At 70.9% G+C, this 20,026-nt stretch carries 17 protein-coding genes; 12 read left to right on the forward strand and 5 right to left on the reverse strand.

Annotated features, from left to right (window positions below; genetic code table 11):
* The first annotated feature begins 46 nt into the window (after positions 1 to 46).
* The gene (locus ACIBK0_RS37770; protein ID WP_399090123.1) at positions 47 to 172 is read left to right on the forward strand and encodes a hypothetical protein; all 126 of its coding nucleotides are present in this window, start codon (positions 47 to 49) and stop codon (positions 170 to 172) included.
* A gap of 370 nt (positions 173 to 542) precedes the next feature.
* Here the strand turns inward: ACIBK0_RS37770 and ACIBK0_RS37775 are convergent, their stop codons facing one another.
* The 3 genes from ACIBK0_RS37775 to ACIBK0_RS37785 form a co-directional block, all read right to left on the reverse strand.
* On the reverse strand, positions 543 to 1,886 hold the full coding sequence (locus tag ACIBK0_RS37775) for an enolase C-terminal domain-like protein (protein ID WP_399090126.1): 1,344 nt from the start codon (positions 1,884 to 1,886) through the stop codon (positions 543 to 545).
* Positions 1,887 to 1,942: 56 nt separating this feature from the next.
* Entirely contained in the window at positions 1,943 to 3,280 is a 1,338-nt protein-coding gene (locus ACIBK0_RS37780) for a gluconate:H+ symporter (RefSeq protein WP_399090129.1), read from the reverse strand.
* Positions 3,281 to 3,491: 211 nt separating this feature from the next.
* Positions 3,492 to 4,451, reverse strand: coding sequence for a 5-dehydro-4-deoxyglucarate dehydratase (locus ACIBK0_RS37785; protein WP_399090132.1), 960 nt, complete (start codon positions 4,449 to 4,451; stop codon positions 3,492 to 3,494).
* A 107-nt stretch (positions 4,452 to 4,558) separates the two neighbouring features.
* Between ACIBK0_RS37785 and ACIBK0_RS37790 the strand changes: the two genes are divergently transcribed.
* Positions 4,559 to 5,347, forward strand: coding sequence for an IclR family transcriptional regulator (locus ACIBK0_RS37790; protein WP_399090135.1), 789 nt, complete (start codon positions 4,559 to 4,561; stop codon positions 5,345 to 5,347).
* Positions 5,348 to 5,589: 242 nt separating this feature from the next.
* Positions 5,590 to 5,958 (forward strand): hypothetical protein, encoded by a 369-nt coding sequence (locus tag ACIBK0_RS37795; RefSeq protein ID WP_399090138.1) that lies wholly within the window; start codon positions 5,590 to 5,592, stop codon positions 5,956 to 5,958.
* Here the strand turns inward: ACIBK0_RS37795 and ACIBK0_RS37800 are convergent.
* On the reverse strand, positions 5,952 to 7,571 hold the full coding sequence (locus ACIBK0_RS37800; protein ID WP_399090141.1) for an acyl-CoA synthetase: 1,620 nt from the start codon (positions 7,569 to 7,571) through the stop codon (positions 5,952 to 5,954). The genes ACIBK0_RS37795 and ACIBK0_RS37800 overlap by 7 nt on opposite strands.
* Positions 7,572 to 7,747: 176 nt before the next feature.
* Here ACIBK0_RS37800 and ACIBK0_RS37805 point away from each other — a divergent pair, with 176 nt between their 5' ends.
* From ACIBK0_RS37805 to ACIBK0_RS37845, 9 genes are all read left to right on the forward strand, one after another.
* Positions 7,748 to 8,548: a crotonase/enoyl-CoA hydratase family protein gene (locus ACIBK0_RS37805; RefSeq protein ID WP_399090144.1), complete on the forward strand. Its 801-nt coding sequence runs from the start codon at positions 7,748 to 7,750 to the stop codon at positions 8,546 to 8,548.
* Between the two features lie 75 nt (positions 8,549 to 8,623).
* Positions 8,624 to 9,562, forward strand: coding sequence for a Zn-ribbon domain-containing OB-fold protein (locus ACIBK0_RS37810; RefSeq protein WP_399090147.1), 939 nt, complete (start codon positions 8,624 to 8,626; stop codon positions 9,560 to 9,562).
* Positions 9,563 to 10,618 carry a thiolase domain-containing protein gene (locus ACIBK0_RS37815; protein WP_399090150.1) on the forward strand — a complete coding sequence of 352 codons (1,056 nt, stop codon included), beginning with the start codon at positions 9,563 to 9,565 and terminating at the stop codon, positions 10,616 to 10,618.
* Positions 10,615 to 11,781: a thiolase domain-containing protein gene (locus tag ACIBK0_RS37820; RefSeq protein WP_399090153.1), complete on the forward strand. Its 1,167-nt coding sequence runs from the start codon at positions 10,615 to 10,617 to the stop codon at positions 11,779 to 11,781. The genes ACIBK0_RS37815 and ACIBK0_RS37820 overlap by 4 nt, the downstream gene beginning before the upstream one ends.
* An 83-nt stretch (positions 11,782 to 11,864) precedes the next feature.
* Positions 11,865 to 12,107 (forward strand): DUF397 domain-containing protein, encoded by a 243-nt coding sequence (locus ACIBK0_RS37825; RefSeq protein WP_028799506.1) that lies wholly within the window; start codon positions 11,865 to 11,867, stop codon positions 12,105 to 12,107.
* 279 nt (positions 12,108 to 12,386) lie between these two features.
* Positions 12,387 to 13,289 (forward strand): universal stress protein, encoded by a 903-nt coding sequence (locus tag ACIBK0_RS37830; protein ID WP_399090157.1) that lies wholly within the window; start codon positions 12,387 to 12,389, stop codon positions 13,287 to 13,289.
* A gap of 49 nt (positions 13,290 to 13,338) precedes the next feature.
* Complete coding sequence (locus tag ACIBK0_RS37835; protein WP_399090160.1) at positions 13,339 to 13,938, forward strand: CGNR zinc finger domain-containing protein; 600 nt, start codon at positions 13,339 to 13,341, stop codon at positions 13,936 to 13,938.
* Positions 13,939 to 14,083: 145 nt separating this feature from the next.
* Complete coding sequence (locus ACIBK0_RS37840) at positions 14,084 to 16,975, forward strand: ATP-binding protein (protein ID WP_399090162.1); 2,892 nt, start codon at positions 14,084 to 14,086, stop codon at positions 16,973 to 16,975.
* A 102-nt stretch (positions 16,976 to 17,077) separates the two neighbouring features.
* Positions 17,078 to 17,575, forward strand: a complete 498-nt coding sequence (locus tag ACIBK0_RS37845) for a hypothetical protein (protein WP_399090165.1) — start codon at positions 17,078 to 17,080, stop codon at positions 17,573 to 17,575.
* Positions 17,576 to 17,969: 394 nt separating this feature from the next.
* Here ACIBK0_RS37845 and ACIBK0_RS37850 read toward each other — a convergent pair whose 3' ends face one another.
* Positions 17,970 to 19,949: an N-acetylmuramoyl-L-alanine amidase gene (locus ACIBK0_RS37850; RefSeq protein WP_399090168.1), complete on the reverse strand. Its 1,980-nt coding sequence runs from the start codon at positions 19,947 to 19,949 to the stop codon at positions 17,970 to 17,972.
* Positions 19,950 to 20,026: the final 77 nt, after the last annotated feature.

The following is a 20,026-nucleotide window of genomic DNA, read 5'->3' on the forward strand; positions in this document are numbered from 1 at the left end:
CCCGAGGCGCTTTCCAGGGCGGGGCCGGGCGGTTGCGCCCCCCTTCGTGCAGACCCACGCCCTGCACGCCTGCCTGTGCCGGCGCACCGCCGGCGCCCGCCATCGCGACGTCGTGGCCGCCGAGCGCAAGGAACGGGCCGGCATCCGTAGAGAGAGAGGGGGCGTCCGCTGAGGCGGACGCCCCCCAAGACCGCAGCCTGACCGCACAGCCCAACAGGTGGCCGGCTCAGCCCCGACGCCGCCCGGCAACCAGTCCGCTCAGGGACGCTGTCACGACCGCTCCGAACAGCAACCAGCCCCACGGCAGCGCAATGGCTGACCGGTTGGAGAACATCCTGTACGCGAAAGTCCCAAGGCCTCCGCCCAGGAAGAAGGCCGCACCGCCGCGCAGCGCAAACCACCACCTGGACCGATCTGTCTCTGACGTCATGGCGGGCATTATCCGCGCACGTCGGCAGGCCGCGAGCAGCGGGGAGCCGATCGCCGCGCCGAGGGGGGAGCCGATCCCCGTGCCAATCCTGCGGGCCTGTGCGGTCACAGCACTAGCGCACCAGGCAGGGGCGCTTGGCGTCGAACTCCCAGCCCGGGACGAGGTACCGCATCCCGAGCGCGTCGTCCCGGGCGCCCAGGGCCTTCTCGCGGTAGAGCTCGTGCGCCGCGAGGAGGCGGTCCATGTCGAGCTGGATTCCCAGGCCGGGGGCGTCGGGGACAGCGATCTCGCCGTCGACGATGCGCGGCGGGGCAGTGGTGAGCCGCTCCAGGCCCTCCTGCCAGATCCAGTGCGTGTCCAGGGCGTTGTACTCGCCCGGGGCTGCCGCTCCGCAGTGCGTGACCATGGCGAGCGAGATGTCGAAGTGGTTGTTCGAGTGGCAGCCCCAGGTCAGGCCCATGGCGTTGCAGAGCTGGGCCACGCGCACCGAGCCCTGCATCGTCCAGAAGTGCGGGTCGGCCAACGGGATGGAGACCGACTGCAGGGCCAGGGCGTGGGTCAGCTGCCGCCAGTCGGTGGCGATCATGTTGGTCGCGGTCGGCAGTCCCGTGGCGCGCCGGAACTCGGCCAGGATCTCGCGCCCGGAGTAGCCGCCCTCGGCTCCGCAGGGGTCCTCCGCGTAGGCGAGTGTGCCGACCAGGGGCGTACACAGCTCGATGGCCTCGCGCAGCGACCAGGCGCCGTTGGGGTCGAGGGTGATCCGGGCCTCGGGGAAGCGGTCCTTGAGCGCGCGGACGGCCTTCACTTCCTCGGCGCCCTGCAGGACACCGCCCTTGAGCTTGAAGTCCCGGAAGCCGTAGAGGTCGTAGGCCGCCTCGGCCTGCCGCACGATCGCCTCGGGCGACAGGGCCTCCTCGTGCCGGATGCGGTACCAGTCCACGTCCGCGTCGGGTTCACGGACGTACTCGAGGTCGGTGCGGTCGGGGTCGCCGACGTAGAAGAGGTAGCCCAACACCCTTACGGTGGACCGCTGTTGACCGTCGCCGAGGAGCGTCGCGACCGGCACGTCGAGGTGCTGCCCCAGCAGGTCGAGGAGCGCCGATTCGACGGCGGTGACCGCGTGGACGGTGGTCCGCAGGTCGAAGGTCTGCGCACCGCGTCCACCGGCGTCACGGTCGGCGAAGCGGTTCCCGATCTCGCGCAGGACGCGCTTGTAGTCGCCCAGCTTCGCGCCGACGACGAGGGACTCGGCGTCCCGCAGTGTCCGGGTGATCTTCTCCCCGCCGGGGACTTCGCCGAGACCGGTACGGCCCTCGGAGTCCTTGAGGACGACGATGTTGCGGGTGAAGTAGGGGCCGTGCGCGCCCGAGAGGTTCAGCTCCATGCAGTCCCGGCCGGCGACGGGAAAGACGGAGAAGTCGGTGACGGTCGGCTGCTTGTTCCTGCTCGTACTCATGCTCGTGTTCATGCTCATCGAAGTCCTTGTGTACAGGGGTGACGCGGGCGCGGTGATCAGAGGCTGAGGACGTCGAGGGCCCACTCGACAGCCAGGACGCCGCCCAGGCCGAGGATCGCGAGCACCGTCGTATAGCTGGTGCGGACCTTGATCGCGTCGATGACCGACAGGTTGAAGTACTCCTTGAACAGCCAGAATCCGGGATCGTTGACGTGCGAGAAGGCGATGGAGCCGCAGGAGACGGCGAGCACCATCATCTCGGGATGGACCCCGCTGCCCGCCAACAGCGGCAGCACCACGCCGGAGGCCGTGACGACGGCGACGGTCGCCGAGCCGAGCGCGATGCGGAGGATGACCGCGATGAGCCAGGCCAGGATGATCGGCGAGATGGACCAGCTGTCGGTGGCGTCCTTGATGTAGTCGGATATCCCGCCTTCGACGAGGACGTTCTTGAACGCGCCTCCAGCGCCGATCACCAGGAGGATCATCGCCATCGCCTGGGCCGCCGAGGTGCACGAGGCGCTGACCTCGTCGAGGCTCCGGCCGATCCGCGGTCCGAACGCCCAGATCGCCAGGAGCAGGGTCAGCAGCAGCGCGATCGGTGCCGAGCCGATGAAGGCGACGAAGTGCAGGGACGGGTTCTCGGCGGAGGTGGCCAGATCGGTCACCGCGGCCCCGGCAATCAGGACGACGGGAAAGAGGGCCACGCCCAGCGACCAGCCCAGGCCGGGCATCTCCTCGTCCGTGAACTCGCGCTCGCTGACCAGCCCCTTGGGGATGGCCGGGTTCATCGCTTTGATGAACGGCAGGCGCGGCCACACGAGCGCGATGAGCGCACCGACCGGTACGGCGATGAACAGGCCGTAGAACAGGGTCAGTCCGATGGACGCGTGGAAGGTCGAGGCCACGGCGGTGGGGCCGGGGTGCGGCGGCAGGAAGCTGTGCATGGTGGACAGGGCGATCGACATCGGCAGCCCGACCCAGAGCAGCCTCGCCCCGGTGACCCGGACCAGCGTGAACGCGATGGGCACGATGATGATGAAGGCGACCTCGTAGAACATGGTGACGCCGATGAGCATGGACGTGACCACCATGGCCACCTGGACCCAGCGGGGGCCGAAGGCGTCCAGGAGCTTCCCGGCTATGCGCTGCGCGGCGCCGGAGTCGCCCATGACACGGCCGACCATGGCGCCGAGCCCGATGGTGAGCATCGTGTCGCCGACCTGGCCGCCGATGCCCTCCGAGAGGACGTCCGGGATCTTCTCCAGCGGGATCCCGCGGACGACGCCGACGCCGACCGCCACGAGGAGGAGGGCGGCGAAGCCGTTCAGTCTCAGCTTGGTCATGAGGAGCAGCAGAATCAGAACGCTGATCCCGACTACGAGGAGAGGCATGGCAGTTCCCCTTTGAACTGTGGAGCGGGCAGCCGGAGTACACGTGAGGGGCGGCCCGGGTCCCGTCCGGGCCGTGTGGGGTCACCTGCGAGGTGGTCGCGCGTGGTGAGGTGGGGGGCGTACAGCTTTCGCCAGGCGCGGTGTCGTAGGGCCGTGGTCATGCGCGGTGTGGGGCGGTCCTCGCCTGGCGCGCGGGGTCGTACGGCCTTCGTCAGCCGAGGCGTCGTACGGCGCCGACCAGGTTCAGACCGTTGTCGAGGACCGTCTCCAGGTCGGCGAGGTCGGCCGGGCCGGGGTCGGTGAGCGGAGCGCGTACCGGACCGACGGGCAGGCCGCGCAGCCGGGCGGCGGCCTTGACCAGGGAGACGGCGTAGCCCGGCACCCGGTCGCGCAGCTCGACCAGCGGGACGTAGAAGTCGCGCAGGAGCTTGGTCGTGGTCGCTTCGTCGTCGTTGTGCAGCGCGGCGAAGAAGGCGTCGGCGATCTCGGGCGCGAAGGCGTGGACGGCCGACGAGTAGGCGGGGACGCCGATGGTGGCGTACGCGCGGGCCTGGATCTCGGCGGTGGCGGCGCCGTTGAAGAAGAGGAAACCGTCGGGGGCGGCGAGCGTGAGGCGCTGGAGCCGGTCGAGGTCGCTGTGCCCGTCCTTGAGGCCGACGACCGTGGGGATGTCCGCGATCCGACGCAGGCCGTCGGGGGTGAAGGCGACGGGGCCGCGCTGGTAGGCGATCAGCGGCAGCCGGGTGCCGGCGGCGATCCGGCGCAGTTGCTCGACCAGGCCGTCCTGCGGGGCCTCGACCAGATAGTGGGGCAGCACCAACGCGGCGTCCGCGCCCGCCTCCTCGGCGATCCGGGCGAACCGCACCGCCTGCGCCCAGCCGTAGCCGATACCGGCGACCACGGGCAGCCGCCCGCCGGCGATCTCGACCGTGGCCTCGACGACCGCGCGGTACTCGTCCTCGTCCAGCGCGCTGAACTCGCCGGTGCCACAGGCGGGGAACACCGCGCCCGGCGCGGTGGCCAACTGGGCGGTCAGGTAGGCCCGGTAGGACTCCAGGTCGAGTGCGCCGTCTTCCCGGAAGCTCGTGAGTGGGAAGGACAGCACCCCACCCGCCATGCCGTCCCGCAGCCGCTGGACCACGCCCTCGACCTCCGCGCTGAACCCTGTCATCAATCTCATCCCTATATGCAGATGGCGTCTACGTATGAGAATGGAGGCTAGGTTCGTGAACCCTGCGAGGTCAATGGGTGCGACGGCGCGGATTTACGATGGGGCCCATGCCGGAGAGCCCAGGGGTCCGTGAAGTGAAGTCGGCGGCCCGCACCGTCGCGCTGCTGGAACTGCTCGCCGACCGCGGCGACCGGCCCTCGCGCCTCGACGAACTCGCCGAGGAGCTGGGCGTGCCGCGCAGCAGCATGTACCAGCTGCTGCGGACCCTCGTCGACTGCGGCTGGGTGCGCACCGACACCACCGGTTCCCTCTACGGCATCGGGATCCGCGCGCTGCTCACGGGCACCAGCTATCTCGACAGCGACCGGTACGTGGGGATCGTCCGCCCGTACCTCGACGAGGCCTCGAACGCGCTTGGCGAGACCATCCACATGGCACGGCTCGACGGTCCGAACGTCGTCTACCTCGCGACCCGTGAGTCCCATGAGTATGCGCGCACCATCAGTCGCGTCGGCCGCCGGATCCCGGCCCACGCCGGCGCCCTCGGCAAGGCCCTCCTCGCCGAGCGCCCCGACGACGACCTCCCGCTGCCTCCCGATCCGCTGTCCGCCCTCACCGAGAACACCCACACGGACCGCACCACCCTGATCGCCGACCTCGCTGGGGTGCGCGAGCGCGGCTACTCCATCGACCGCGAGGAGACCGTGCCCGGCATCGCGGGCTTCGGCTTCGCCCTGCGCTACGACAGCCCGGCCACCGACGCCATCAGCTGCTCGGTGCCGGTGCACCGGCTCACCCGGGACCACGAGGGCCGCATCGTCTCTGTCATGCGGGAGATCCAGACCAAGATCGAAACACTCCTGCCGCCTGCCGCGGGCGCTCCTGACTGGCGCTGACTCCGGCAGGCTCGCGCCGACAGCGGGTGCGTCGCTGCCCGCTCTCTCGTACGGTCAGGGCCCCGGCTGAAGCGCGGCGGCGTCGTCCGGAACGAGGATTCCGCGCTCCAGCAGGACGTTCATCAGGGCGACGCCGAGTCGCCCCGCCAGGCGGTCGTAGCAGAGCCGGGCCCGCAGCAGCGCCCTCGCCCGCCGTCCGCATTCAGCGAACGCGCAGGCAATGTGCGGGCGATCAGGGCGAGTTGTTCGAGGGCGCGGTCGACATCGGGGGTTGCGAGGCGGTGGTAGCGGTGGCGGCGGTCGAGTTCGACGGTCACCAGGCGGGCCTCACACAGTCTGTTGAGAAGGCCGCTGGCCGTGGACCGGGCGACTTCGCCCCGGCCACAAGCGCGCTCGCGGGCAGCGCCCCGCCACCCGCGAGGGCCAAGAACATCCGGGCCCGCGACGGGTCGTCGACGGCCGCCGGGACATTCGGCACGCTGATCGCGACCCACCTGGTGGCGGGACTGTATCGGTCGGTGGTGGTGGCCGCTGCCGGCTTCCTCACGGCGGCAGCACTCGATGCGACCTTCGTCCGGCCAACCACCGGAAGCTCACGAGGTGTTCAGTGAGACGCCTCCGCCGCCACCGTCCGAGCCCACCGATAGTCCGCCTTCCCGCTCGGCGAGCGCTGGATGGTGTCCGTGATGACGAGTTGGCGGGGGATCTTGTAGCCCGCGAGGTGGGTGCGGCAGTGGCTCTGGATGTCCTCCAGGGACGGGTGGCCCGCGCCCTCGCGGAGCTGGACGACCGCGGCGACGTGGTTGCCCCACGTCTCGTCGGGCACCCCGGCGACCAAGGCGTCGTACACGTCCGGATGCGACTTGAGGGCCTGCTCGACCTCTTCCGGATAGACCTTCTCACCGCCGGTGTTGATGCACTGGGAGCCGCGGCCGAGGACGGTGACGATGCCCTCCTCGTCGACCGTGGCCATGTCGCCGAGGAGCACCCAGCGCTCGTCGCCCTTCTGGAAGAAGGTCTCGGCGGTCTTCTTGGGGTCGTTGTAGTAGCCGAGGGGTACATGGCCGCGTTGGGCGATGCGGCCGGGCTCGCCGACGGCGACCGGCTCGTACGTGACAGGATCCACCACCTGCGTACGGGAGTTGACGCGTACCCGGAAGCCGCGCGCCGGGCCCGAGTCGGCCGTCGCGGTGCCGTTGAAGCCCGACTCCGACGAGCCGAAGTTGTTCAGCAGCATCACGTTCGGGACCAGTGCCTGGAACTGCTCGCGCACCGTGTCCGACATGATCGCGCCGGAGGACGACACGCTGAACATCGAGGAGCAGTCGGTGCCCTTCATGGGCCCGTTCAGCGCGTCGATCAAGGGCCGCAGCATCGCGTCGCCGACCAGCGACACGCTCGTGACCTTCTCCTTCTCGATCGTCCGCAGGACTTCCTCGGGTACGAACTTGCGGTGGATCACGATGCGTTGGCCGAAGTTGAAGCCGATGAAAGCGGTGAGCGTCGAGGTGCCGTGCATCAGCGGGGGAGTGGGGAAGAAGGTGATCCCCTCCCCGCCGGACGCGACGCGTTCGGCGAGCTCCTGCGGCCTCTTGACCGGCTCGCCGGTGGGAGCGCCGCCGCCGAGGCCGGAGAAGAACAGGTCCTCCTGCCGCCACATCACGCCCTTCGGCATCCCCGTCGTGCCACCGGTGTAGATGATGAACTGGTCGTCCGCCGAGCGCGGCGGGAATCCCCGCTCGGGGGATGCGGCGGCCGCGGCGTCCATGAATTCCTCCGCGTCCAACGAGGCCGCACCGGGTGCGGGGGAGCCCACCCGTACGACATGCCGCAGCGCCGGAGCGTGCGGCAGCGCCGCCGCCACCCGGTCCGTGAACTCCGCGTCGAAGACCAGGGCCACCAGGTCCGCGTCCCGGTAAAGGTAGACCAACTCCTCTTCCACATAGCGGTAGTTCACGTTGACCGGCACGATCCGAGCCTTCAGGCAGCCCAGGACGGTCTGCAGGTACTCGACGCCGTTGTACAGGTGGAGTCCGAGGTGTTCGCCGGGGCGTATGCCGCTGTCGATCAGGTGGTGCGCGACGCGGTTCGCGGCCGCGTCCAGCTGGGCGTACGTCAGCCGGCGCTCCGCACCCGTGCCGGGATGGTCGATGTACACGAGCGCCTCGCGCCCCGGGACGACGTCGACGACCGACTCGAACAGGTCGGCAAGGTTGTACTCCACCGCTCCTCCTGATCCCGTACGTCCGTGGCTGCACTCGGCTCGACGGTCATCAGAGCAAAGCCGCATCCAACTGTGAAGGGTCCCGGCAGAAGAAATCTGACTGTCTGTCAGGAAACCCTTGTACTGGCTCCGCCCCTCCTGCAACCTGTTCTCGTTCCTGAGACGGGAGGACGGCAATGGGTGGGACGGAACACCTCACCGTGCAGCGCGAAGGCGCGACACTGGTACTCACGCTCAACAGGCCCGGGGCCAAGAACGCGCTCTCGCTGCCGATGCTGGTCGGCCTGTACGACGGCTGGGTCGAGGCCGACGAGGACGACGCGATCCGCTCGATCGTGCTCACCGGAGCGGGCGGTGCCTTCTGCGCCGGAATGGATCTCAAGGCGCTGGCCGGAAACGGGATGGAGGGCGAGCAGTACCGGGGCCGGCTCAAGGCCGACCCCGATCTGCACTGGAAGGCGATGCTGCGCCACCACCGGCCCCGCAAGCCGGTGATCGCCGCCGTCGAAGGGCACTGTGTCGCGGGCGGCACGGAGATCCTCCAGGGCACCGACATCCGGGTCGCCGGTGAGTCTGCGACCTTCGGGCTCTTCGAGGTCAAGCGCGGTCTGTTCCCGATCGGCGGTTCGACGGTCCGGCTGCAACGCCAGATCCCGCGCACCCACGCCCTCGAAATGCTGCTCACGGGACGCCCGTACACGGCCCGGGAGGCCGCCGACATCGGTCTGATCGGCCATGTCGTCCCCGACGGCACAGCGCTGGACAAGGCCCTCGCCCTCGCCGAGCAGATCAACGCCTGCGGCCCGCTGGCCGTCGAGGCTGTGAAGGCCTCGGTGTACGAGACCGCCGAGATGACCGAGACCGACGGGCTCGCCGCCGAACTCAAGCGCGGTTGGCCGATCTTCGACACCGCCGACGCCAAGGAGGGCTCCCGAGCCTTCGCCGAGAAGCGCCCGCCCGTCTACCGGCGCGCCTGATCCGAAGCCCGCGCCCGGGCGCGCCCCAGCTCTTAGGGGACGGGCGTGTCCGACCCTCCGAAGGAGACACCCGGGATGCCCGAAGTCCTCAAAGCACCGCTCGTCGTCGAATTCCCCTTCACTCGCTCGCTCGGCCCCGTCCAGAGCGCCTTCCTCACCGGCCTGCGCGAGCGCGTCGTCCTCGGAGTGAAGACCATGGACGGCCGCACCCTGGTCCCGCCCGTCGAGTACGACCCGGTCACCGCCGAGGAGATACGCGACCTGGTCGAGGTGGCGCCCACCGGCACGGTCACCACCTGGGCCTGGAACCACGAACCCCGCCGGGGTCAGCCCCTCGACACCCCCTTTGCTTGGGCTCTGGTGAAACTCGACGGTGCTGACACCGCCCTCCTGCACGCCCTCGACGCTCCTGGCCCCGACGCCGTACGCACGGGTATGCGCGTCCGCATCCGCTGGGCCGCGGAGCGCTCCGGTGCCATCACGGACATCGCCTGCTTCGAACCGTACGGGGGCATCGCGGAACTCACGGGCCACAGCGGCCGGTTCGAGGACATGGTGACCGGCATCGTGGCCCCCGCCCGCCTCGACTACGTCTACTCGCCCGGTCGCGCCCAGACCGGCTACATCAAGGCCCTCTCCGATCAGCGCACCGTCGGTGAGCGCTGCCCGTCCTGCCGCAAGGTGTACGTCCCGCCGAGGGGTGCCTGCCCCACCTGCGGTGTCGCCACATCGGAACAGGTCGAGGTGGGGCCGCGCGGCACGGTCACCACGTACTGCATCGTCAACATCAAGGCGAAGAACCTCGACATCGAAGTGCCGTACGTCTACGCGCACATCGCCCTCGACGGCGCCGACCTCGCGCTGCACGGCCGGATCGGCGGCATTTCCTACGACGAGGTGCGCATGGGCCTGCGCGTGGAGCCGGTGTGGACGCAAGGCGGCCGCTACCCGGATCACTACCGGCCCACCGGCGAACCCGACGCGGACTACGAGACGTACAAGGAGCTGTTGTAGATGCCGCCCATCAGGGACATCGCCGTCGTCGCCTTCGCGCAGACCGACCACCGGCGCACCAGCGACGAGCTCTCCGAGGTGGAGATGCTCATCCCGGTCCTGCACGACGTCCTCGACCAGACGGGTCTGAAGACCAGCGACATCGGCTTCACCTGCTCCGGTTCCACGGACTATCTCGCGGGCCGCGCCTTCTCCTTCACGATGGCGCTCGACGGGGTGGGCGCCTGGCCGCCGATCTCCGAGTCGCACGTGGAGATGGACGGCGCATGGGCACTGTACGAGGCCTGGACGAAGCTGCTCACCGGGGAGATCGACACCGCGCTCGTGTACGCGTACGGCAAGTCCTCGCCCGGTTCCGTGCGGGACGTTCTGACCCGGCAGCTCGACCCGTACTACGTGGCACCGCTGTGGCCGGATTCCGTCGCGCTCGCGGCGCTTCAGGCCCAGGCGCTCCTCGACGCGGGCGAGACCGACGAGCCCGCTCTTGCCTCCGTCGCGGCCCGCAGTCGTGCCTCGGCGGCCACCAACTCCCACGCGCAGCTGCGTGGTTCGGTGGCTCAAGGCGATTACCTGGTACGTCCCCTGCGTACCGGTGACTGCCCGCCCATCGGCGACGGTGCCGCCGCCGTGATCCTCGCGGCGGGTGAGCGGGCCCGCGAGCTGTGCGAACGGCCCGCCTGGATCCGGGGCATCGACCACCGCATCGAGGCGCACGGCCTCGGCGTCCGCGATCTGACCGACTCGCCGTCCACGCGCCTGGCCGCGGAGAAGGCGGGAGTCTTCGAACGCCCCGTCGACACCGCCGAGTTGCATGCGCCCTTCACCTCCCAGGAGGTGGTCCTGCGCAAGGCGCTGCGGCTCGAGGAGAGTGTCACGGTCAACCCCTCCGGGGGTGCGCTCGCCGCCAACCCGGTGATGGCGGCCGGGCTGATCCGCCTCGGTGAGGCCGCCGCGCGCATCCACCGGGGCGAATCGGACCGGGCGCTCGCGCACGCCACTTCAGGCCCCTGCCTCCAACAGAACCTGGTCGCCGTACTCGAAGGGGATGCCCGATGAGCAAGGAGCCCGTGGCCGTCGTTGGCATCGGCCAGACCAAGCACGTGGCGGCCCGCCGGGACGTGTCCATCGCGGGACTGGTCCGCGAGGCGGCCCAACGCGCATTGGACGACGCAGAGTTGACCTGGGCCGACATCGATGCCGTCGTGATCGGTAAGGCGCCCGACTTCTTCGAGGGCGTCATGATGCCCGAGCTGTATCTCGCGGACGCGCTCGGCGCGGTCGGCAAGCCGATGCTGCGGGTGCACACGGCGGGCTCCGTCGGAGGATCGACCGCGCTGGTCGCCACGAACCTCATCGCGGGACGCGTCCACGGCACCGTCCTGACCCTGGCCTATGAGAAGCAGTCCGAGTCGAACGCCATGTGGGGCCTGTCGCTGCCGATCCCCTTCCAGCAGCCGCTGCTGGCCGGGGCCGGCGGCTTCTTCGCGCCGCACGTGCGCGCGTACATGCGGCGCACCGGCGCACCCGACACGGTCGGCTCGCTCGTCGCGTACAAGGACCGCCGCAACGCGCTGAAGAACCCCTACGCGCATCTCCACGAGCACGACATCACGCTGGAGAAGGTCCAGGCCTCGCCCATGCTGTGGGACCCGATCCGCTATTCGGAGACCTGCCCGTCCTCGGACGGGGCCTGCGCGATGATCCTCACCGACCGTGCGGGGGCGGCCCGTTCGCCGCGGCCGCCCGCTTGGCTGCACGGCGGCGCGATGCGCAGTGAACCCACCCTCTTCGCGGGCAAGGACTTCGTCTCGCCGCAGGCGGGCAAGGACTGCGCGGCCGACGTGTACCGGCAGGCCGGCATCGCGGACCCGCGCCGTGACATCGACGCCGTCGAGATGTACGTGCCGTTCTCCTGGTACGAGCCGATGTGGCTGGAGAACCTCGGTTTCGCCGAGGAGGGCGAGGGCTGGAAGCTCACCGAGTCCGGGGTGACGGAACTGGACGGAGACCTGCCCGTCAACATGTCGGGCGGGGTCCTCTCCACCAATCCGATCGGCGCCTCGGGCATGATCCGCTTCGCCGAAGCGGCACTTCAGGTGCGTGGGCAGGCCGGAGAACACCAGGTGGACGGCGCTCGCAGGGTGCTGGGACACGCCTATGGCGGCGGATCCCAGTTCTTCTCCATGTGGCTGGTCGGGTCCGCGCCGCCCGCCTTCTGAAACCGTCCTCCTCACGTGGCCTGTCCGCCGCCCGAACCGATCGCTAGGCTGACCGCGGACGACGAACCGGGAGGAGCACGGACGTGGCCGAAAGCACCATCGAGCAGCACCCGCTCGCGGGCTGGGACAAGCCGGAGCTGGACCTCAGCAACGCCGAATGGCAGTCCAGCAGCCGAGGGCGGGGAGACGTCCAGATCGCCTTTGTCGAGGGCTTCATCGCGATGCGCAACAGTGGCCGGCCCCAGAGCCCTTCCCTGATCTTCACACCCGCGGAGTGGGGCGCGTTCGTATCGGGGGCCCGCGAGGGCGAGTTCGATCTGACCTGAGCCGACAGCGGTCGGACCGCCCCGCCTCCCGCGTACGGGGGAGGGGCGGTGTCCTCGCGCTGTGCCGCGGCAGCCCTGCCCGGCGGCGGTAGGTCGCGCGGCCTTGTGACCGCGACGTCCGGCCGCCGTGCGGACCGACCGCGCCCTCTGCCCCACCGCCCGCACCGGCGAGGAGATCCTCCGGATTTCCGGACACACGCCCTATCGGCCCGTCATGTGGCTGTCCTTGAGTCAGGCTGGCCCGAGGAAGATCAATGGCGTGCCGAAGGCGAGGATTCCATGAGCACCCTGCCGGTCATCGCGGCGGTCGACGGATCGGACGACGGCCTGCGCGCCCTGGGCTGGGCCCTCACGGCTGCCCGGATGCGCCGGGCGCCGCTGCGTGTGGTCCATGTGCGGCAGTACGCGCCCTGGGGGCAGCCGGACGTTCTGGTCGCCGGACCACCGGATCCGGCCGACGATCATGTACTCGAGCAGGTGCGCACCCACCTGGCGGGCCGGTCCGACCTGCCGGCGACGGAGTATGTCGCTCTTGAGGGAGCCCCGGGCGCCGTACTGCCCGAACTCGGCTCCGCGGCCCAGCTGTTGGTGCTCGGCTCCCGGGGCCGCGGCGGCTTCGTCGGCCTGCTGCTCGGCTCCAGCGGGATGGCCGCGGCGCGGGACGCCGACTGCCCGGTGGTCGTGGTACCGCGCCCCGGACGCGAGGTGCCCGACGCACCCCCCGTCGCACCGGGGCCGCGTGTCGTCGCAGGTCTTCACGTGGACAGCCCCGACGAGGCCACGCTCGCCTTCGCTTTCGAGGAGGCCGCCCTGCGCGCCGCCCGCCTCCAGGTGGTCGCCGCGTACACCTGGCCGGACCCGACGTGGGCCGTGCCCGGTGACTTCGCCCCCGCCACCCTCGACCAGAGTGCGGTGGAGGGCGAGACCCGGACTCTGGCCGACGGTTTCGTCGCCCCGCATCGCGCACGACACCCCGATCTCCAGGTCGATCTCCACGTTCCGCCGGGAGACGCGGCCGGCCACCTCGTCGCGGCCTCGAAAGACGCCGAACTCCTGGTCGTGGGCCGGCACCGTCGCCGCCTCCTCGCGCCCGCCCGCATGATCGGCTCGGTCACCCAGGCCGTCCTCCTGCATGCGGCGAGCCCGGTCGCGGTGGTGCCGCCGGCGGTCGCCGAGGAGTGAGCGACCTCCTCCTGGGCTAATGGAAATCGATGAATCTATCATTAGCGTCATGGAGGACTCGATCGGCGGGGATGCCCGGCTCGCCCTGGACCTCGCCCTGACCATCCGGCACGACGGACACGGCGGTGTCGCCGACGATCTAGCCGACCCCACGGGGCTGACCGCCTGGGTCCACGCGCACCGCGACACGCTGCCCGGAGCCGGCCGCTTCGTCGCCGATCCGGCCACGCTCACCGCCGTCCGTGACCTCCGCGCCGCCGTCCGTGCCCTCTTCGCCCGCGCCGTACGCCCGGGTGAGCCGAGCCCGGCCGACGCCGCCCGGCTGCTTCCCGTGCCCCAGGCCGTGGAACGACTCAACGCGGCGGCCGGGCTCGCCGCGACCGTTCCCGTGCTCGTATGGGACGAGGGCGCCGACCCTGTCGTACGCGAGGAGGCCCCGAGCGGGGACATTCCGCTCACGGCCGTCCTCGCCCGCGCCGCGACGGCCTTTCTCGCGAGTCCCGACCGGCGACGTCTGCGCGCCTGTCACGCGCCGCGCTGCGTGCGGTACTTCATCAAGGAGCACCCGCGCCAGGAGTGGTGCACACCGTCGTGCGGAAACCGCGCCAGGGTCGCCCGTCACCACGAGCGGCACAAGAAGTCCGCATAGTCCGCAAGTCGTTGTCCGACTGTTCCGGTCAGAAGTGGTCGAGTGGGCACCGTCGACCCGCTCCGGGCGTACGCTGAGGTGCCTGTAGGTCACGGTACGCACCTGCTCCCCGCGCCGGCTGCACCACCGTGGCAGGGGGTGCATCATGGGCCAGCGCAGCCTACGGAGTCGACGGACGCTCTTCGAGCGCGAGAGTGAACTCGCCGCTGCCGAGGACGCGTTGAGCGAGCTCACCGGACTGAACAGGGACGGTGGCGAGCCACCCGAGCGCCCCCGCGGCGCGCTTCTCGCCTTCGCCGGCCGTGCCGGAATCGGCAAGACCACCCTCCTCGCCGAAGTGCGCCGCCGCGCCGCGGCCAAGGGCTGCACCGTGCTGTCCGCGCGCGGTGGCGACCAGGAGCAGCGCGTCGCCTTCCACGTCGCCCGCCAGCTCCTGCAGCCGCAGCTCGCCGGATCCCCGGAGCCCGAACTCAGGTCCCAGCTCGGGAGTTGGTACGCCATCGTCGGCCCCGCGCTCGGCCTGTGCGCGCCGTCCGAGGGCGCCCCGCCCGACCAGCAGGGACTGCGCGACGGCCTCGACTGGGTGCTCACGCATCTCGCGGTGCAGCGCGCCCCGATGGTGCTCGTCCTCGACGACGCGCACTGGGCCGACCCGGAGTCGCTCAGCTGGCTCGCCGCGTTCGCGCCGCGCGCCGAGGAACTCCCGCTGCTGCTCGTCGTCGCCTACCGGCCCGACGAACTCCCCGACCATGCCGAGACGTTCAGGGGTCTGCCCGGTCGCGCGGGCCAGCGCCCCATCGACCTCGAACCGCTCAGCGCGGCGGCCGTCGCCCGTCTCGTACGGGAGGATCTCGGCACCCAGGCCGACGACGCGTTCTGCCGTGAGTGCTGGGCGGTCACCGCGGGCAATCCCTTCGAGGCCGTCGAGCTGACCGCGAAGGTACGCGACCGCGGACTGATCCCGACGGAGGCCGGAGCGCACCTGCTGCGCGACCTGGCGGCCGCCGTCAAGGGCAGCGGGCTGATCGCCCGTCTCGAACGCCTCGGCCCGTCGACCGTCCGCTTCGCCTGGGCCTGCGCGGTGCTCGGCACCGAGATCCATCCGACGCTCGCCGCCGCCGTCGCGGGCCTCGGCTCCGAGGAGGCCGCCGACGCGGCTGACGCCCTGCGCGGCGCCCGTATCCTCACCGGCGCCGACATCCTGGAGTTCGTCCACCCCCTCATCGCCACCGCGGTCTACCGCGCCATCCCCGGCGGCGTCCGCGTCGCGCTGCACGGCCAGGCCGCCTGGTGTGTCGTCGACGAAGGCCTCGGCCCGTCCGCTGCCGCACGCCACCTCCTGGAGACGCACCCCGACGGCGACCCCTGGATCGTCCAGCAGTTGCGCGCCGCCGCCCGCGAGACACTCCGCGCCGGAGCACCCGACGCCGCCCGCCGCTATCTCGCCCGCGCCCTGCGTGAACCGCCGCCCTTCGAGGAGCGGGCCGCAGTCCTGTACGAACTGGGCTGCGCCTCCCTGCTCACCGAACCGGCGACCACGGTCAACCATCTGCGCGCCGCCCTCGAAGAACCCATCGCCGCGCCGGAACTGCGCCACCACATCGTCTACCGCCTCTCCCAGGTCCTCGCCCACAGCGACCGCCTCGCCGAGGCCTCGGAGACGCTCGCCCGCGAGATCCGCGTGACCGGCGACGCCCGGGTACGGCTGCGCATGCAGTCCGAGCAGTTCATGTGGGACGCGTTCCGCGCCGACGAACCCGACTCGCCCGCCCGCTCCCGCCGGCTGGCCCGCCTCGCCGACCGGCTCACCGGCCGCGAACTCACCGAGCGCTACGTCATCGGTCTGCGCGCCTGGGACGCCACCCTGCGCGGCGAACCCGCCCACATCGCTCTCCACCACGCCGAACGCGCCCTCGCCGGAGGCTTCGGCTGGGCCGAGGCCGACCGAGGCTTCGAAGTGCCCGTCCTGGTCGCGCTCACGTTCATGTACGCGGACCGGCCGGGGCGCACGGAGGAGCTGTTCGCCACCGGAATCGCCGACTTCGAGGCGCAGGGCTGGCACGGCGCGCACCTCTCCTTCGGGTACACGCTGCTCGGGTACCTGCGCTACCGCCGCGGCCGCCTCGCCGAGGCCGAGGACTTCGTCCGGGCGGGCCTGCGGCTCGCCGAGCGCGTGGGACCAGGCACCCCCGTGCACTGGTACGCCGTCGGCATCCTCATCGAGATCCTGCTCGCCCGCGGCCGGATCACCGAGGCCGCGCAGACCGGCGAGGACTACGCGTTCGGGGCACCCTTCCCGGCCGCCGTGACCTTCCCCGACGTCCAGACCGTGCACGGCGAGCTGCTGCTCGCCCGCGGTCTCACCAAGGACGCCGCCGCCGAGCTGGCCGCGGCCGGGCGCCGCCTCGACCCGCGCGGCATGCGCAACCCCGCCTGGTGCCCGTGGCAGCTCCACCTCGCCCGTGCCGAGAGCCACGACGCCCCGGAGCGCGCCGTCACCACGGCACTCGAAGCGGTGAACCGCGCCCGCCAGTACGGCACGCCCTCCGCGATCGGCCAGGCACTGCGCGCCGCCGCCGATGTCTCCTCCGGCTCGGCCCGCGTCAAGTTCCTCGAAGAGTCCGTCGGGCATCTGGAACGCTCCCCGGCCGCGTACGAGCTCGCCTGCGCCCTGGTCGCGCTCGGCACCGAACTGCGCCGCGTCGGACGCCCGAAGGAAGCCGCCGAACACCTCTACCGGGGGCTCGACGCGGCCGTCCAGTGCGCGGCCGACGGGCTCGTCGAAGAAGCCCGCGACGAGCTGGCCGCCGCCGGACTGCGGCCGCGTCGGCTGCACAGCACCGAGACGGACACACTGACGGCCCGCGAGCGCGCCGCCGCCGGCCTCACCGTCCGGGGCCGCGGCACGGCCGAGATCGCCGACGAACTCCACACCGACGAGCCGACCGTCGTGCGCCTGCTGTCGGCTGTGTACCGGAAGGTGGGCACGGACCGCACGGGACTCGACTCCGCACTGGGCGGACAAGTGGCGCAATAGCCGGGGTCCGGCTGTCCCGACACGGGGGTGCACCGTCTCCCCGAGCGCTCGGACGGGGCGCCCCTGGGGCCCGGTTCGCGTCCGTGCACGTACCATTGCGGCATGTCCTTCCTCCGCCGCCGCAGCGCCACGCCCGCCGGGCCCGACTTCGATGTTCTGGCCATGGATCCGGGCGACTGGCCGGGCAATCTCGGCGCGGGCCTGCTGCCCGCCCCCGACGGCAGCTGCCAGGGCGTCTTCCTGCGTTATGACCTGTTCGGCGGCCGCGGCCCCGCGATGATCATCGGCAATCTGCCGGAGGGCTCCCCGGCCCGTGACGTCGCCGAGGGCGAGGTCCCCTTCGAGGTGGCCCAGCTGCTGCTCGCGCTGGAGAACGACGAGGAGGTCACCGTCACCGGGACCGAGGACATGCCGGTGATGCAGGGCGACAACCTCCTGATCGTGCGCCGTCTCAAGCTCTCCGAGACCCGTATCTCGTGCGTGCAGTTCGACCGCAGCGACAATGTCCTGGTGACCATCGCCGCCTGGGACCGCCCCATCACCGACGACCTCTACACGCTGCTGAAGCCCCTGCCCGCGGAGCTCTTCCAGCAGGGTTGAGCCAGCCGTCCTTCGTCTGTGTGACGGGCGTCCGGAGTGCCGGCCGGCGCCGCACGTCACCGGCCGGTGCGGCTCCGGTCGTACAGGAGGCAGACAGCGCCCGTGTCCGTGACGCTCGTGGAGGTCGGCGACCAGGATGAGGACGCGGTCGAGCCGTCGGTGAACAGGCGTTCGCCGCCGCCGACGAGCTCCGGGCACCAGGTGATGCCGAGGCGGTCCAGTTCCCGGCCTCGAGCAGTTGCCGGATGATGTCGGCGCCGGCGAGCACGATGATGTCGCCACCCTCCTGCTGCCGCAGTTGCTTGACGGTGGCGCCTTTCGTGACGTCGGGCCCGGGTTCAGGAGCCGAAGGCCTCCTGAACCCGGGCCCGACGTACGCGGATCGGGTCCGCCCTTACGAGTGCGACGGCATCACCTTCACGTCCGCGGCCCGCACGAACGCCACCCGGTGCCCGAACTGGATCTCGTAGTACATGTCCGTGCCGATCACGACCTTGTGGGGTGCCGTGTCGAAGGTCGGCGCGTAGAAGTACTCGCCCGGTACCTTGTCGCCGACCGCGTACTCCTGGCCCGCGAGGAGTTGGTAGGGCAGGGGCGAGACCGACTGGACGGGCACCCCCGTCGGGTAGGCCTCCTTCTCCGGGTAGGCGCGACCGTAGACCGGGATCTCCTGGAGACCGTCCTTGGGCGTGATGACCGAGCCCGACGCGTTCACCGCCGTCGGCTGCTTCTTCGGGTTCTTGAACCAGGCCTTCTGCCCCAGGTACCAGATCGCCGTCCAGTCGCCGTCGCGGCCGGCGACCGCGTACTGCTGCCCCGTGGAGACACGCGAGGCGACGTCGTTCACGTCGATCGTCGAGGCGTCGCCCTTGGGGTGCAGACCGATGTCCTTGATGAGGGGTGAGGTCTCGTCCGGCTGGGAGTAGAGCCGCACCTCGCTGGAGCCGTGTGCCGCGCAGGGCTCGTCCTTGGTGACACAGCCCGTGTACACCGGCTGGTTCTTGTAGAAGTCGGGCAGCACGGTCACCAGCCCGCCGCCCTGCTTCGTGGCGCCGTGGAAGGGGTGCCCCAGCAGCGTGAAGTAGTGCTGCCAGTCCCAGTACGGGCCCGGGTCCGTGTGCATGCCGGGGATGGTCGACGTCGTCGGGCCGGGCACGTTGTCGTGTCCGATGATGTGCTGCCGGTCCAGCGGAATGGCGTACTTCTTGGAGAGGTACTTCACCAGCCGCGCCGAGGCCTGGTACATCTCCTCCGTATACCAGGCATCCGGCGAGGCGAGGAAGCCCTCGTGCTCCAGGCCGATCGACTTGGCGTTGATGTACCAGTTGCCCGCGTGCCAGGCGACGTCCTTGGCCTTCACATGCTGGGCGATGTGACCGTCGGTCGACCGCAGGGTGTAGTTCCACGACACATAGGTCGGATCCTGGACCAGTTTCAGGACGCCGTCCCAGGTGCCCTCCGTGTCATGGATGACGATGTACTTGATGCTCTGCGAGGCGGGCCGGTCGCCGAGGTCGTGGTTCCCGTAGTCGCCCTCGCCGAACTCCTCGTACGGAGCCGGAACCCACTCGCAGGCCACGCTGTCCGGACACTCGGTGCCGGCGGCCGAGGCCGCACGCAGTCCCGCCCGCCGGAGCTGTGCCGTGTCCGGGCTCACCTCGGGCTGGGCGGCGAGTGCCACCTGCTGTCCGGCGTCGGTGAGGCGTTCCTCGCCCTCGTGGATCACGTCGTACACGTCATCGGCGTACGTCGCCGCCGTCGCACTGTCGTCCGCGCCCGAGAAGCGCGCTACGGCCCCGTACCAGTCGGCCGCGTCGTCGCTCAGCGGCTCGCCGAGGTCCTGCTGCGCGGCGGCGAGGAGCGCGGCGCCGCCTTCGACGTTCGCCGCGGCGTCCGTACGCAGCTGCTCCGCCGAGAGGCCGGTGAGTTCGGCCGCCTTCGTCAATGTCTTGAGCCGGGATGGGAGTTCGGAGTTCTCCGGAACCTTCGCGTCGGGAAGGAGCGCCGCACGTGAGCTGTCGCCGCGGGCGTCCTCCGTGCCTTCGCTGTGATGCGGTGCCTCGGCGATCGCCGTACGGGCGTCGGTGAGGTGCATCGGGCCATAGCCGCCGCTGACGCTCGGGGCACCGGCGTGCGCGTCCCAGCGGGACTGCAGATAGGAGACGGCGAGAAGGACGCTCTGCGGCACGTGGTACTCGGCTGCCGCGTCGGCGAAGGCCCGCTGCAACTGCGCGGAGGGGGCCTGCGCGGCGGTGCTGGACGGGGCCGCGCCGAGCAACGGCAGGAGCAGTGCCGCGGAGGCGATGGCTCCCGCCGTCCTGCGCGCGCGTCTGTGGCCGGCGGTGGCGTTGGGGTCGGTGGCGGATGCTCGCAATGCAGTCTCCTGGGACGGTCGAGCGCGATGGGGCGTGCGGGGGCCGATCGTGCGTCAGTGGTACCCGCTTTCCGACG

This window comes from Streptomyces sp. NPDC050564, from assembly GCF_044457265.1.
Taxonomy (GTDB): domain Bacteria; phylum Actinomycetota; class Actinomycetes; order Streptomycetales; family Streptomycetaceae; genus Streptomyces.